The organism is Streptomyces sp. NPDC104761 (assembly GCF_055583445.1).
Window position 1 is genome coordinate 199,474 of record NZ_JBVJNZ010000009.1, and the last position, 14,523, is coordinate 213,996.

General features: G+C 70.8%; 14 protein-coding genes. 5 read left to right on the forward strand and 9 right to left on the reverse strand.

Annotation, left to right across the window (positions count from 1 at the left end; translation table 11 throughout):
• Positions 1-63: 63 nt before the first annotated feature.
• Positions 64-558 carry an FBP domain-containing protein gene (locus ACZ63F_RS24945; protein WP_469713822.1) on the forward strand — a complete coding sequence of 165 codons (495 nt, stop codon included), beginning with the start codon at positions 64-66 and terminating at the stop codon, positions 556-558.
• Between the two features lie 62 nt (positions 559-620).
• On the opposite strand, the gene ACZ63F_RS24950 is transcribed toward ACZ63F_RS24945, so the two are convergent.
• Positions 621-1,325, reverse strand: a complete 705-nt coding sequence (locus ACZ63F_RS24950; protein WP_469713824.1) for a TetR/AcrR family transcriptional regulator — start codon at positions 1,323-1,325, stop codon at positions 621-623.
• Positions 1,326-1,541: 216 nt separating this feature from the next.
• Here ACZ63F_RS24950 and ACZ63F_RS24955 point away from each other — a divergent pair, with 216 nt between their 5' ends.
• Complete coding sequence (locus ACZ63F_RS24955) at positions 1,542-2,039, forward strand: nitroreductase/quinone reductase family protein (RefSeq protein WP_469713826.1); 498 nt, start codon at positions 1,542-1,544, stop codon at positions 2,037-2,039.
• Positions 2,040-2,074: 35 nt separating this feature from the next.
• Here ACZ63F_RS24955 and ACZ63F_RS24960 read toward each other — a convergent pair whose 3' ends face one another.
• On the reverse strand, positions 2,075-3,361 hold the full coding sequence (locus tag ACZ63F_RS24960) for a geranylgeranyl reductase family protein (RefSeq protein ID WP_352363039.1): 1,287 nt from the start codon (positions 3,359-3,361) through the stop codon (positions 2,075-2,077).
• Positions 3,362-3,581: 220 nt separating this feature from the next.
• On the opposite strand from ACZ63F_RS24960, the gene ACZ63F_RS24965 reads away from it, so the two are divergent.
• The 3 genes from ACZ63F_RS24965 to ACZ63F_RS24975 all read left to right on the forward strand — a co-directional run bounded on the left by ACZ63F_RS24965 (position 3,582) and on the right by ACZ63F_RS24975 (position 6,839).
• Positions 3,582-4,937 (forward strand): M20/M25/M40 family metallo-hydrolase, encoded by a 1,356-nt coding sequence (locus ACZ63F_RS24965; protein WP_469713827.1) that lies wholly within the window; start codon positions 3,582-3,584, stop codon positions 4,935-4,937.
• A 113-nt stretch (positions 4,938-5,050) separates the two neighbouring features.
• On the forward strand, positions 5,051-5,773 hold the full coding sequence (locus ACZ63F_RS24970; protein ID WP_469713829.1) for an MBL fold metallo-hydrolase: 723 nt from the start codon (positions 5,051-5,053) through the stop codon (positions 5,771-5,773).
• Positions 5,774-5,783: 10 nt separating this feature from the next.
• Positions 5,784-6,839, forward strand: a complete 1,056-nt coding sequence (locus tag ACZ63F_RS24975) for a BUD32 family EKC/KEOPS complex subunit (protein ID WP_469713830.1) — start codon at positions 5,784-5,786, stop codon at positions 6,837-6,839.
• On the opposite strand, the gene ACZ63F_RS24980 is transcribed toward ACZ63F_RS24975, so the two are convergent.
• From ACZ63F_RS24980 to ACZ63F_RS25010, 7 genes are all read right to left on the reverse strand, one after another.
• Positions 6,812-7,873, reverse strand: coding sequence for an ABC transporter ATP-binding protein (locus ACZ63F_RS24980; RefSeq protein WP_469713832.1), 1,062 nt, complete (start codon positions 7,871-7,873; stop codon positions 6,812-6,814). The two genes, ACZ63F_RS24975 and ACZ63F_RS24980, sit on opposite strands and share 28 nt — an antisense overlap.
• Positions 7,870-8,991 carry an ABC transporter ATP-binding protein gene (locus ACZ63F_RS24985; protein ID WP_469713834.1) on the reverse strand — a complete coding sequence of 374 codons (1,122 nt, stop codon included), beginning with the start codon at positions 8,989-8,991 and terminating at the stop codon, positions 7,870-7,872. Before ACZ63F_RS24985 ends, ACZ63F_RS24980 begins: the two co-directional genes overlap by 4 nt.
• A complete protein-coding gene (locus ACZ63F_RS24990; protein ID WP_469713835.1) occupies positions 8,988-9,908 on the reverse strand; it encodes an ABC transporter permease in 921 nt (306 codons plus the stop codon). Before ACZ63F_RS24990 ends, ACZ63F_RS24985 begins: the two co-directional genes overlap by 4 nt.
• Positions 9,901-10,887, reverse strand: coding sequence for an ABC transporter permease (locus ACZ63F_RS24995; protein WP_469713836.1), 987 nt, complete (start codon positions 10,885-10,887; stop codon positions 9,901-9,903). Before ACZ63F_RS24995 ends, ACZ63F_RS24990 begins: the two co-directional genes overlap by 8 nt.
• Before the next feature lie 72 nt (positions 10,888-10,959).
• Entirely contained in the window at positions 10,960-12,777 is a 1,818-nt protein-coding gene (locus tag ACZ63F_RS25000; protein ID WP_469713837.1) for an ABC transporter family substrate-binding protein, read from the reverse strand.
• Between the two features lie 257 nt (positions 12,778-13,034).
• Positions 13,035-14,075: an NUDIX hydrolase gene (locus tag ACZ63F_RS25005; protein WP_351956153.1), complete on the reverse strand. Its 1,041-nt coding sequence runs from the start codon at positions 14,073-14,075 to the stop codon at positions 13,035-13,037.
• Positions 14,076-14,219: 144 nt separating this feature from the next.
• Positions 14,220-14,414 (reverse strand): hypothetical protein, encoded by a 195-nt coding sequence (locus tag ACZ63F_RS25010; protein ID WP_352363058.1) that lies wholly within the window; start codon positions 14,412-14,414, stop codon positions 14,220-14,222.
• Between the last annotated feature and the right edge of the window lie 109 nt (positions 14,415-14,523).

Here is a 14,523-nt window from a genome sequence, read left to right on the forward strand (position 1 = left end):
ACCTGTCAGCGAGAGTCGATTATGCATTTGCCTAAAAGTTTTAGGCAAATTAGCGTGCGCCACATGCGACAGCTGACCGAGCAAGAGATCCGCGCCGCCTTCGTGAACTGCACCAAGGGCGCGGCGAAACGCCTGAACATCCCGCACGACCTGGACGAACGGCCATGGGCCGACCTGGACTACTTCGGCTGGCGCGACCCCCAGGCACCCGACCGCGCCTACCTGGTGACGGAACTGGACGACGGTCGAACACAGGCGGTGGCGCTGCGCTGCCCGAGCCCCGGCTCCTGGCAGACCCGGCGCAGCATGTGCTCGATCTGCCTGACCACGCACACCGGAGGCGTCTCCCTGATGGTCGCCGCCAAGGCGGGGAAGGCCGGGCAGCAGGGCAACTCCGTGGGCGCCTATCTCTGCAGCGACCTCGCCTGTTCGCTGTACGTGCGGGGGAAGCGGGACGCGGGCGTGGGCGGCCGGATGCCGGAGTCGCTCACGCTGGAGGAGAAGGTACGCCGGACGGTCGGAAACCTCGCCGCGTTCCTGGAGAAGGTGACCGGATGACGGATGACCGGAATGCCGGCCCGGCCGACGAGGACCCGGCCGACCGGCCGACCCGGGCACCGTCAGGGGAAGACCAGCCCGACTCCGTGGGCGAGCTGCGCGGCCGCGTGCCGGAAGAACCGCTCCCGTTCCGCTTCCTCCACCACCCCCTGGAACTGGCCGAACAGTTCGAACCCGACCAGCCCGAACAGCTGGGCCCACGCCGCGGCCATGGCCACCGCCGCCTCCGGCGGCAGGCCGGGCACCAGTTCGTCGGCCATCCGGCGGGCCTCGGGCGCGAGCTCGGCGGGCACGGGGGTGCGGGCCAGACCTCGCCCCTCGAACGCCTCGCGCAGGATCCCGACGAGGACGAGGGCGACCCGGGCGGCCGGCGGAATGGTCGTCTCCGGCGCCGAGTAGCCGGGCACCGGCGAGCCGTAGATCAGCGCGTACTCGTGCGGATGGGTCAGCGCCCAGCCGCGCACCGCCTCGCACACGGCGACCCAGCGATGCGCGGGGGCGGCACCTGCGGCAACGGTGGCGGCATGGGCGGACTCGGCAGCCTCGCCGAGGGAGTCGTAGGCATCGATGATCAACGCGGTCAGCAGGTCGTCGCGACTGGGGAAGTAGCGGTAGAGCGCCGAGGAGACCATGCCGAGCTCGCGCGCCACCGCCCGCAACGACAGCTTGGCGGCACCCTCGGCCGCGAGCTGTCTGCGCGCCTCGTCCTTGATGGCGGTGGTGACTTCCATCCTGGCTCGCGCGCGGGCGCCCTGTGGAGTGGTCATGGGGCGCAGTCTGTCACGCCTGCAGAGCAGTGCACACGTCATGGAGCAGTGCACGCGGTTTGGATCGCCGGTCTCGCATCAGAGCGGCGCTCACACATCAGTGCACTGCTCAAAAAAGAGAGCACTGCTCTTGCAGTGGATCGCCGATGTCCTCACACTGTTCCTGAAGAGAGAGCACTGCTCTCCCAAACGCGCTAGCCCCATGGGGGGGTCACCATGTCGTCGTCACAACCGCAGCCGCAGCCGTACCCGAAGCCGAATCCGAAGCCGAAGCCGTACTACGCCGAGGCCAACCCGGTTGCCGTCCGCGTGAACAGTCTCGTCGGCTGGCTCGCCCGGCGCGGGATCAGCCTCGCGGGCAGCGCGGAACTGTCCGTGCGCGGCCGCAGGAGCGGCAGGATGCAGCGCGTCCCGGTCAACCCGCACACGTACGACGGCGTCCAGTACCTGGTCTCCGCGCGCGGGAACTCCCAGTGGGTGCGGAACATGCGCGTGGCGGGCGGCGGGGAGTTGCGGGTGGGGCGGAAGGTGCGGGAATTCACCGTGGAGGAGCTTCCCGACGCCGAGAAGCTCCCGGTGCTGCGGGCCTACCTGGAGAGGTGGGGCTGGGAGGTCAAGCAGTACTTCCCCGGAGTGACGGCCGGGTCCTCCGACGACGAGCTCCTCGCGGCCGGCGCCGATCACCCCGTCTTCCGGATCACCGTCAGGAAGTGACGGCTCCCCTGGTCACGAAGTGACGGCACCCCCGGTCACGAAGTGACGGCTTCCTCGTCGGCCGCGCCCTCCTCCGCCGGAGCGTTCTCCTTCGCCGCCGGCTCCGGGCCGAAGGCGGTGAGGGCGCGCTGGGCGAGCGGGTGGGAGCGGATGAGTTCGCCGAGGGAGGTGCGGCCCTGGGTGATCTCCTTGAACGCCCGCCAGGCCGGACGGAACCCGGTCAGCGCCGCGTGGAACAGGCCGGGGCGGCGTTCGAACACCGCGAGCATCCGCTTGCCGACGCTCATCTCGACGCCGAGGCCCGCCTTGACGGCGAAGGCGTAGTTGAGCGCCTGGCGTCGGGTGTCGACGGCGTCGTGGGCCTCGGCGATCCGTACCGCCCACTCCCCCGCGAGCCGCCCCGAGCGCAGCGCGAAGGAGATGCCCTCGCGGGTCCACGGTTCGAGCAGGCCCGCGGCGTCGCCGCAGACCAGCACCCGGCCCCGGGACAGCGGGGAGTCGTCCGCGCGGCAGCGGGTCAGGTGGCCCGACGAGATGCTCGGCTCGAAGCCGGCGAGGCCGAGCCGGGCGATGAAGTCCTCCAAGTACCGCTTGGTGGCGGCCCCTTCGCCACGGGCCGAGATGACGCCGACGGTCAGCGTGTCACCCTTGGGGAAGACCCAGCCGTAACTGCCGGGCATCGGGCCCCAGTCGATGAGGACCCGCCCCTTCCAGTCCTCGGCGACCGTCTCGGGCACCGGGATCTCCGCCTCCAGGCCGAGGTCGACCTGGTCGACCTTCACCCCGACGTGGGCGCCTATGCGGCTGGCGCTGCCGTCGGCACCGACCACCGCGCGGGCCAGCAGGGTCTCGCCGCCCTGGAGCACGACCGCGACCGTCCGCCGGTCCGGGACCGCCGAACCGTGCTGCTCGACGCGCTGCACGGCGGCGCCGGTGCGCAGCTCGGCGCCCGCCTTCTGGGCGTGCTCGACCAGCTGCTGGTCGAACTCGGGCCGGTTGATGAGCCCGAACATCATCTGCTTGGAGCGGCGGGTGCGGGTGAACCGTCCGTTGTTGGAGAAGGTGACCGCGTGCACCCGGTCCTTGAGGGGCAGCTCGAAGCCGGGCGGCAGCGCGTCCCGCGAGGGGCCGATGATGCCGCCGCCGCAGGTCTTGTAGCGGGGCAGCTCGGCCTTCTCCAGCAACAGCACGCGCCGTCCGGCGACCGCCGCCGCGTAGGCGGCCGAGGCACCCGCGGGGCCCGCGCCCACCACGACGACGTCCCACACCCGCTGCGCGTCGTCCGCCTGCACGTCGTCCGCCGAAGAATTCTCGCCGCTCACGATGGTCCGCTGCTCCGATCAAGCCGTAGAAGCCATATCAAGCCGTAGAGGCCGTTTCAAGCCGTGGAGGCCCTGTCAAGCCGTGGGCCAGGATCTGTCCGCCCGTGGGCCGGCACCTGTCACCTGTCCCCCCGCATCCTACGGCGGAGATCGCCGCAGGCCGCTGTGGGAGGATCGGTCCACTCACCAGTTCAACGTCGCACCCACGAGGAGCGTGCCCATGTCGTCCAATCCGGTCGCCGAGACCGTCGCAGCCCTGCTGCCCAGGGCCAAGGCGGAGCTCGCCGAGCTGGTGGCCTTCAAGTCGGTGGCGGACTTCGCCCAGTTCCCGAAGAGCGAGAGCGAGGGCGCCGCGACCTGGGTGGCCGACGCACTGCGCGCCGAGGACTTCACGGACGTCGCCGTACTGGACACCCCGGACGGCACGCAGTCGGTGTACGGCTATCTGCCGGGCCCGGAGGGTGCCAAAACGGTCCTGCTGTACGCGCACTACGACGTGCAGCCGCCGCTGGACGAGGCCGCCTGGACCACCCCGCCCTTCGAGCTGACCGAGCGGGACGGCCGCTGGTACGGGCGCGGCGCCGCCGACTGCAAGGGCGGCGTGATCATGCACCTGCTGGCGCTGCGCGCGCTGAAGGCGAACGGCGGCGTCCCGGTCAACGTCAAGGTGATCGCCGAGGGCTCGGAGGAGATGGGCACCGGCGGCCTGGAGCGGTACGCCGAGCAGCACCCCGAGCTGCTGGCGGCGGACGCGATCGTCATCGGCGACACGGGCAACTTCCGGGTGGGGCTGCCGACGGTGACCACGACGCTGCGGGGCATGGCCATGGTCCGCATCCAGATCGACACGCTGCGCGGCAACCTGCACTCGGGCCAGTTCGGCGGCGCCGCCCCCGACGCCCTGGCCGCGTTGATCCGCGTCCTGGACTCGCTGCGCGCCGAGGACGGTTCCACGACGGTCGACGGGCTCGCGCCGGAGTCGCGGTGGGAGGGTCTGGAGTACGACGAGGAGCAGTTCCGCGCGGACGCCAAGGTGCTGGACGGTGTCGGGCTGATCGGTGACGGTTCGGTCGCCGACCGCATCTGGGCCCGCCCGGCGGTCACGGTGCTGGGCATCGACTGCCCTCCGGTGGTCGGCGCCACCCCCTCGGTGCAGGCCGGCGCCCGCGCCCTGGTCAGCCTCCGGGTGCCGCCGGGCGTGGACGCGGCCGAGGCCGGCAAGCTGCTGCAGGCCCACCTGGAGGCGCACACGCCGTGGGGCGCCCGGGTGCGGACCGAGGTGGTCGGCCAGGGCCAGCCGTTCCGCGCGGACACCACCAGCCCGGCGTACCTGGCGATGGCCGACGCCATGGCGGTGGCCTACCCGGACGAGACGATGCAGTACGCCGGCCAGGGCGGCTCCATCCCGCTGTGCAACACCCTCGCCGGCCTCTACCCGCAGGCCGAGATCCTGCTGATCGGCCTGAGCGAGCCGGAGGCGCAGATCCACGCCGTCAACGAGAGCGTGTCCCCCGAGGAGCTTGAGCGGCTGTCGGTGGCGGAGGCGCTGTTCCTGCGGAACTACGCGGCAGGCTGAGCCCACGGGGCGGCGGACGTCCCCGATCCGCCGCCCTACGCTGTGGGCCGAATCGCTCCGCCCACAGCGGAGGAGCCTCGCCGTGGACCGGGGGGCGTCCCTACGGTCGGGACATGGACGTCGTCGAACTGCTCCCCCGGCTGCACCTGCTGCGCTTCCCGGTGGGCCAGGCCTACCTCTGGCACGACCCGGAGACCGGCGCCTCCACCCTGGTCGACGCCGGCCCGCCCGGCTCGGGCCGGCCGATCGCCGACGCGCTCACGGCGCTGGGGCGGTCCCCTTCGTCGGTACGGCGGATCGTCCTCACCCACTTCCACGAGGACCATGTCGGCGGGGCCGCCGAGTTCGCCGGGCTGAGCGGGGCCGAGGTGCTGGCCCACCGTCTGGACGCGCCCGTCATACGGGGCGAACTCCCCGGTCCACCGCCGGTGTTCGAGGAGTGGGAGCGGCCGATCCATGCCGCGGCGGCCAGACTGCTGCCCGACGGCCCGCCGGTGCCGCCGGGCGAGGTGACGGAGCTGTCCGACGGGGACGTCCTGGACTTCGGCGGCGGTGCCGAGGTAGTCCACGTCCCCGGCCACACGAACGGCAGCATCGCCCTCCATCTCCCCTCTCACGGTGTGCTGTTCACCGGGGACGCGGTGGCGGCGACACCGGGGACCGGTGCGGTGGTGCTCGGGGTGTTCAACCTCGACCGGGACCGGGCGGTGGTCTCCTTCCGGCGGCTGGCGGCCCTGGACGCGCAGACGGTGTGCTTCGGCCACGGGGACCCGGTGACCGCCGACGCGGCACGGACACTGCAGGAATCAGCGGACACGTACGGCCCGCCGCGGTGACCATGGAGGGATGACCGACACCGCGCACCGCATCGCCGCGCACACCGGCGTCGCGGCCTCCCTGGCCCTGCTGAGCGACGCCGAACTGACCGAGCTGGTCGCGGCCGGCGCACCGCTCGGCACCGGGATCGGCGGCAGGGCGGTGCGGCTCACGGTGGAGGGCAGGCCGGTGTTCGTGAAGCGGATCCCCCTGTCCGACCGGGAACAGGAACCGCGGCACGCCCGCTCCACCGAGAACCTCTTCGGTCTGCCGCCGTACTGCCACTACGGCATCGGCGCGATCGGCTCCCCGGGGTTCGGGGCCTGGCGGGAGCTGGCCGCGCACGAGGTGACGACGGACTGGGTGCTGACGGGCCGGTTCCCCGGTTTCCCGCTGCTGCACCACTGGCGGGTGCTGCCCGAACCGCCCGCCCCGCTGCCCGGCGAACTCGCCGACGTCGACGGGGCGGTGGCCTACTGGGGCGGCTCCGCGGGCCTGCGGGCACGCATCGAGGGCCTGCGGGACGCCTCCGCGAGCCTCACCCTCTTCCTGGAGCAGGTCCCGCACACCCTGCACGACTGGCTGGACGCCGAACTGCGTACCGACCGGGCGGACCAGGCCTGCGCCTTCGCGGCCCACGGCCTCGAGGAACTCACCGCGTTCCTCTCGGACAGTCCTCTCCTGCACCTCGACGCCCACTTCCGCAACATCCTCACCGACGGCCGGCAGCTGTACCTCACCGACTTCGGGCTCTCCCTCAGCTCACGCTTCCGGCTCGGTCCGGACGAACGGGACTTCTTCGACCGCCACCGGCACTACGACCGCGCGTACACCGCCTACCACCTGGTGATCTGGCTGGTCACCGGCCTGTACGGGTACCGGGGCGAGGAGCGCGCGGAGTTCGTGCGGGCGTGTGCCGGCGGGGTACGGCCCGAGGGCATCCCGCGGACCGCCGCCGACCTGCTGGTGCGGCACGCCCCGCTCGCCGCCGGCATGGAGGTCTTCTGCCGGCGGCTGGAGCGGGAGAGCCGGCTGACGCCGTTCCCGTACCCGGACGGTCACAGCAGTTGCACGCTCTCCGCGTAGTGGCAGGCGACCGGGTTGCCGCCGCCCCGGTCGACCAGGTCCGGCACCTGCTCGACGCAGGCGGTGCGCTCGCTGTCGCTGAGCTGGTTCGCGAACTTGGGGCAGCGGGTGCGGAAGCGGCAGCCGCTGGGCGGGCGGACCGGGCTCGGGACGTCGCCCTGGACGGTGATCCGTTTCCGGGCGCGTTCCTTGCGCGGGTCGGGCAGCGGGATCGCCGATACCAGGGCCTGGGTGTAGGGGTGGGCGGGGCGGGCGAAGAGCTGCCGGGCGGGGGCGATCTCCACCAGGCGGCCCAGGTACATCACCGCGACCCGGCCGGCGACGTGCCGCATCACGGAGAGGTCGTGCGCCACGAACAGGAAGGACAGGCCGAGTTCGCTCTGGAGGTCCATCAGCAGGTTGAGGACGCCCGCCTGGATCGACACGTCCAGCGCGGAGACCGGCTCGTCCAGCACGATCACCCTGGGGCGCAGCGCCAGCGCCCGTGCGATGCCGATGCGTTGGCGCTGGCCGCCGGAGAACTCGTGCGCGAAACGGTTGCCGTGCTCGGGGTTGAGGCCGACCAGGCGGAGCAGTTCGCGTACCTCGCCGGCGCCGCCGGGCCCGTAGCGGCCGTGGATGCGCAGGGGTTCGGCGACGATCTCGTGGACGGAGATCCTGGGGTCCAGGGAGGCGTAGGGGTCCTGGAAGACGATCTGCAACTCGCGCCGCAGCGGGCGCATCTGACGTCTGCTCAGGTCGGTCAGCAGCCTACCCCGGTAATGGACGGTCCCGGAGGTGGCCGTCTCCAGGTTGAGCAGGGTCCGGGAGACGGTCGTCTTGCCGGAGCCGGACTCGCCGACCAGGCCGAGCGTCTCGTTCTCGTACAGGTCGAAGGAGACCCCGCAGACGGCGTGCACGTCGCCGACCCGGCGGCGGACCACGCCGCGCGACATCACCGGGAAGTGTTTGACCAGGTCGCGGACCTGGAGGACGGGGGCGCCGGTGCCGCCGTGGCCGGGCAGCGGGGGCAGCAGGGGCAGCGGATCGGTCATCGGGCGTCGTCCTCCAGGTCCGCGAACCGGGCCAGGGCCTCGGTGTCGGCGCCGACGGCGTCGAAGACCTCGCCGGCCGCCGCGTCCACGAGTTCGTCGGCGAAGTGGCAGGCGCTGCGGTGCGTGCCGGATCCGGCCGGGCGCAGGGCGGGTTCGGTGGTGTCGCAGGGCTCGCGGCGCATCGGGCAGCGGGGCGCGAAGGGGCAGCCCGGGGGCAGGTTGAGCAGTGAGGGCGGGGACCCGGTGATGGGGGTCAGGCGGTCCTCCTCGCGGTCGAGGCGGGGCAGGGAGCCGAGCAGGCCCAGGGTGTAGGGCATGCGCGGGGTGTAGAAGATCTCCTCGACGGAGCCGGTCTCCACGATCCGCCCGGCGTACATGACGGCGACCCGGTCGGTGTGTCCTGCGACCACCCCCAGGTCGTGGGTGATCAGGACGAGCGCGGCGCCGGTCTCGGCGCGGGCGGCCTCCAGCGCCTCCAGGATCTGCGCCTGGACGGTGACGTCGAGGGCGGTGGTGGGCTCGTCGGCGATGATGACGTCGGGGTCGTTGGCGATCGCGATGGCGATGACGACCCGCTGACGCATGCCGCCGGAGAGTTCGTGCGGATAGCTGTCGACGCGCCGTTCGGGACTCGGGATGCCGACCGTGCCGAGGAGTTCCACGGCGCGTGCGCGGGCCGGACGTCTACCGAGGCGCGGGTTGTGCCGGAGCAGCGTCTCGGCGATCTGGTAGCCGACGGTGTAGACGGGGTTGAGGGAGGTCATCGGGTCCTGGAAGACCATGGCGATGCCGCTGCCGCGTACGTCCGAGAGCCGGGCGTCGGACATCCCGAGCAGTTCCGTGCCCTCGAACCGGACCGAGCCGCGCACCCGGGCCGAGCCGGGCAGCAGCCCCATCACGGCCAGGGCGGTGACCGACTTGCCCGATCCCGACTCGCCGACGATGCCCAGTGCCTCGCCGCGCTCCAGCCGGTAGCCGACGCCGCGCACCGCGCGTACGGCTCCGTCCTCGGTCGGGAACTCCACGCTCAGGTCCTCGACTTCGAGCACCGCGCCGGACTCCTCGTCCTTCCCCACGACCCTGTCGATGCCGCCCTTGCCGTTGCCGGTGTCGGTCACTGTCGCACCCTTTGCTGCCGGGGGTCGAAGGCGTCGCGCAGTCCGTCGCCGATGAAGTTGATGGTCAGGGCGATGGCGATGATGAAGGCGCCGGGGATGTAGAAGAGCCAGGGCCGGGTGTCGACCGCGGTCTGTGCCTGGGCGACCAGCAGTCCGAGGGAGGTGTCGGGCGGCTGGACGCCGAACCCGAGGAAGGACAGGGCGGTCTCGGTGAGGATGCCGGTGGCGACCAGGATCGTGGCGTTCACGATGATCGGGCCGAGCGCGTTGGGCAGCAGATGCCGGAAGATGATCCGGGTGTCGGAGGCGCCGAGCGCCCGGGCGGCCTCCACGAACTCCTTCTCGCGCAGCGACAGTACCGTCGAGCGCACCACCCTCGACACGTACGCCCAGGTCAGTCCGGCGATCACCACGGCGATCCAGTACCAGGAGCCGCCGCTGCGCGAGGAGATGACCAGCGCGATCGCGAACAGCGGGAGTGTCAGCACCAGGTCGGCGATGCGCATCATCAACGCGTCGACGAATCCGCGGTAGAAGCCGGCGACGGCTCCCCACACGGCACCGACCAGGGTGGAGCCGAGGGCGATGAGGATGGCGATCTTCAGGGAGGTCTGGGTGCCGCGCATCACCTGGGCGTAGGCGTCGTACCCCGAGGAGTCGGTGCCGAACGGATGCTTCCAGGAGGGTGGTTGGGAGTTGTCGGGCGTGAACCTGGCGTACGAGTAGTGCCAGAAGTGCGGGCCGATGAACGCCCACAGCACGATCAGCAAGAACACGACCAGGCTGATCATCGCGGCCCGGTGGCGCAGGAAGCGGCGCAGGACGAGTTGTGTCTGGCTGCGCTGCACGACGGTGAACTCGTGGTCGTCGCCCGGCGTGCGGGTACCGGCCGGCCCGACTGCTCCGACGTCAGTCATAGCGGATCCTCGGGTCGAGTACGGCGTAGAGCAGGTCGGCGAACAGGTTGAAGACGATGACGACGACGGCGGACAGCAGCAGCCAGGCCATGGTCCGGTAGACGTCGAGGGTGGTGGCGGCCTGGACGAGCATCTCGCCCATGCCGTGCCACTGGAAGATCGTCTCGGTGATGACCGCGCCGCCGAGGATGATCGCGATGTCGAGGGCGGTGACGGTGGCGAGCGGGATCAGCGCGGTGCGCAGGGCGTGCCGGGTGAGCACCCGGCCGCGGCGCAGCCCCTTGGCGCGGGCGAGCCGCACGTAGTCGCTGTCCAGGACTTCGAGCATGGCGGCGCGGGTGTAGCGGGTCCAGGAGGCGAAGGAGACCAGGGCCAGGGTGATGGTGGGCAGGATGAGGTGGCCGATGCGGTCGGTGAACTCGTTCCAGGTGGTGTCGACGTCGAGGTACGGGGACTTCTCGCCGATGGTGCCGAGGAACTGGCTGCCGGTCTCCTGGTTGAACCAGATCCCGGCCTGCTTGAGCAGTACCGCGAACCAGAACACGGGCATGGCGAGGAACAGGAAGCCGAGGAAGGTGATGGTGTAGTCGGCGACGCTGTACTGGCGGATCGCGCTGAACACGCCGAAGACGACCGCCATCACGAGGGCGAGCAGCATGGCGGCGGCGACCAGGGTGACGGTGACCCGGAAGCGGGTGAACAGGTCGTGGCCGATGTCCAGGTTGGACTGGACGGAGGGGCCCCAGTCGCCGTGCAGGACGCCGGTGATCCAGTTCCAGTAGCGCTCCACGACCGGCTGGTCGGCGTGGATGTGGCGGGCGAAGGCGGCCACGGCGGCCTTGCTGGGCGGCGGTTGCCGGGAGGTGGCGAAGTTGGCCACGGGGTCGCCGGAGTTGACGACGACCAGGAAGACGATGAACGTCGAGACGATCAGGACGGGTATGGAGACGAGGATGCGGCGCACGGTGTAGGCGAGCATGCGGTCTTCTCTCGCGGTGGCCCGGCCCCGGGGTCGCCGGGGCCGGGATGCGGATCCGAGTGGTCGCTGGGGTTACTTCTTGAGGCCCCATTCGCCGACGTTGTACGGCGGTCCGACGTTGGTGGAGTTGTTGCGCATGTTGACGAACCGGGTCTGGGCCGCGAGGAAGGTGGGCTTCTGGTAGAGCGGCAGCACGTAGGCGTCGTTGACCATGATCTGGTCGGCCTGGTTGAGCAGGGCGGCGGCCTTGGTCTGGTCCGTCTCGCCGATGGCCGTGCTGATCAGGGAGTCGACCTGCTTGTTGCTGTAGCCGCCGTAGTTGCCGCCTGCTCCGGTCGTCCACAGCTGCTGGGCGCCGCTGATCGCGAAGGGCGAGGCGACCCAGGCGAAGACGACGATGTCGTACTGGTGGCCGGCGAGGACCGTGCCGAGGTCGGCGGCGCCGATCGGCTTGATCGTGACCTTGATCCCCAGGTTGGCGAGGTCGCTCTGCAGGATCTGGCATTCGCTCTGCCGGATCTGGTTGCCGGTGGTGTAGCGGCAGTTGAACGGTCCGACCGCCGTGCCGTCCGGCGTCTTCAGGGCGGTGCCGACGCCGGTGAACTTGGCGTCGGTCAGGTACTTCTTGGCCTTGGTGAGGTCACCCGAGCCCTGCCCGCTGGCGCTGACCACGTCCTTGTAACCGGCCGTCCCCGGGACGAAGTTGTGGTTGTAGAGCTGCTTCACGCCGGGGTCGAACTGGGCGACCGTCTTGGCCATGATGTCCTTGACGCTGATCGCCGTGAACATCGCCTGCCTGAGGGCCAGGTACTTGCCGATCACCGGGTTGTGCAGGTTGAGGTCGAAGTGCTCCCAGGTCAGCCCGCTGCCGATGGTGTAGGTGACGTCGGGGATGGCCTTGACCTGGTTGACGAGGTCGACCTCGGGCTGCGGGTAGATGGCCTGGACCTCGTTGTTGCGCAGCGCGATCGGCTCCTGCGTGGCGTCCGAGATCACCTTGAAGATCAGCCGCTGCAGGGTGGCCTTCTTGCCCGTCCACTTCGGGTCGGGCTCGTAGGTGGCGTGGTCGTTGTCCACCCACTCGGTCATCTTGTACGGGCCCGCGGTCGCGTACTTGGTGGGCGGGTTCTTCTGGAAGTACTGCCAGCCCTGGGTCATCTGGGCGGCCGTCAGGTGGGCCGCGTCGCCCGCCTTGGCGCCGGAGACCTTCTCGGCGACGTGCGCCGGGTAGAACGGGTAGCCCGCGCCGAACAGGGACTTCCAGTCGGCGTAGGGCTTGGCCATCACGACGGTGACGGTCTTGCCGTTGTCGGAACCGGTGACCGACTTGATGCGGTCGTAGCCGGCCGTTGTCTCCGGCAGACACCCCTTGGTCTGGGTGGAGTCGCTGGCGGGCGGCGGCGGGCAGTCCTTGCCGTCGTTGGTGCGCCAGTAGTAGACGAAGTCGTCTGCGGTGATCGGGGTGCCGTCGTTCCAGGACGCCTTGGGGCTGATCTTGTAGACGAGGGTCTGCGGACTGGCGCTCGTCTGGGTCGCCGAGGTCACCAGGTCGGTGTTGAGCTTGACGCTGAAGTCCGGCTGCGGGACGAAGACCTGGGGCAGCACGGGGCTCAGCGCCTCGGCGTTCTCGAAGGTGTTGCCGTTGGTGTCCTGCACGTTCCACTGCTGGATGTTCTTCTCGATGACGTAGGTGAACGTGCCGCCGGCCTTGGTGGTGCCGGAGTTGCAGGTGTCGGCCTTGCCCTGGGTGGCGCAGGACGTGAGACCGGCGGAGGTGCCCTTGCCGCCACTGCCCCCGCCGCCTCCCCCGCTGCTGCAGGCGGCGAGCGCCAGGACGAGCCCGGCGGTCAGTGCGAGGCCCCTCGTGAGGGCCGAAGAGTGCGCGCGCATGTCCCTCCTTCAGCCGGTCGTTGTCCGGCCTGTGCACGGCGGCCAGCGGCCGCGAGGAAGTTGAGCTGCGCACCGACGGTAGAACGTCTGTGTACCTGCTTCACGTTCTTGTTCATACCGGGACGGCGACAATTCACCCTCGTTTCCCCCTAGGAACCTTCCGCCCCGCGCAAAGTCCCCTACACACGCCCCCGAAATGCCAAAGTCCCCGCCAACATCACTGCTGCGGCGAGGACTTGACGGACCTTTAGACAATGTCAACCGACCGGGACACCGGCCTCCAGATAGAGCGCGGCACCGCGTTCGCGGGCCCGCAGCGCCCAGCGCAGCCGCTCGTAGCGCACCGGGGGCAGCAGGTCGGCGGCCTCCTGCTCGGTGACGAACCGCCAGTCCCGCAGCTCCGGCCCCGGCAGCACCAGCCGCCGCGCCTCGGCGGAGTCGAGCCGGCCGCCGTCGAAGAGCAGGCGCAGGCCGCCGTAGCGCGGCGGTGCGGGCTGCTCCCAGTCGACGACGAGCAGCCCCGGCAGTTCCTCCAGCCGTATCCCGGTCTCCTCCTCGACCTCCCGCACCCCCGCCCGGGCGGGGGCCTCACCGGGCTCGACGACACCACCCGGGAACTCCCAGCCGGCCTTGTAGGTGGGGTCCACGAGGAGGAAGCGGTTGTGCTCGTCGAAGAGGAGGACGCCTGCGGCGACGGTCTCGGCGGTGGGTTCGGGGGTTTGTACTATGTCACATACCGCAGCTTCGCCACTGCCCACCGCCTCCGCCACCCGCACCGCCGCCTCGTACGGACTGAGTGCGCTGGTGTCGACGAGATGGGCGTCGGCGCTGATCCAGGAGGCGAGGGCGGTGCGGTAGGACTCGATCTGGTCGTACGACCACTGCCGGATCCGCATCTCCCCGTCGGGCAGCTCGGGCGGGATCTCGCGGCCGGCTATTCGCTCGCGCAGGATCGTTTCCGCCGGGGTGAGGCACAGGTGCCGGACCGCGATCCGGCGGGCGGCGAGGCCACCGAAGATCTCGTCGCGGTACTCCTGGCGCAGCAGCGTCATCGGTACCACCAGGGTTCCGCCCAGCTCCGCGAGCAGCGCGGCCGCGGTGTCGATCACCAGCCGGCGCCAGATCGGCAGGTCCTGGAAGTCTCCGACCTCGGCGAGGTGTTTGGCCGGCAGCAGGTGTGTCAGCGCCCCGCCGACGAGCTCGGGGTCGAAGAGCGTGCTGTTCGGGATCAGTTCGATCAGTTCACGTGCGGTGGTGGTCTTACCCGCACCGAACGCGCCGTTGACCCAGACGATCACGGACTCCCCCTCTTCTGTTGGCCCCCTGTGGCTTGCCCGCTCCACACTGCCACGGAAACCAGTTCCCGTTGAGGGCGCGCAACCGGAGTGCCGGTGTCCGTCACCCGGAACACCGGCACTGCCGTCCCCTCGGTCTCCGCCCGGCTACATCTGCCCCAGGAAGTCCGGGTCGGTCTGGAAGCTGTCCTCGCCGACGACGTGTCCGACGTGCTCCAGGGTGTCCGAGACGTACAGGTCGCCGAGCGGGCCGCCTTCGTCGGCGGCGTGGGACGGGGTGATGGCGGCCACGACGAATCCGGTGGCCAGGCTGGCGATGGCGAGCATGCTGCGCTTCTTCATGCCCGTCTCAACTGTGCCGGCGGCCGGTGGTCACGGGCGTACCCGCGAGGGGAGCAACGCGGGTACGCCCGAGCGGGCACCGGGCGGCAGGCCGCTCCCGCCAAGGGCA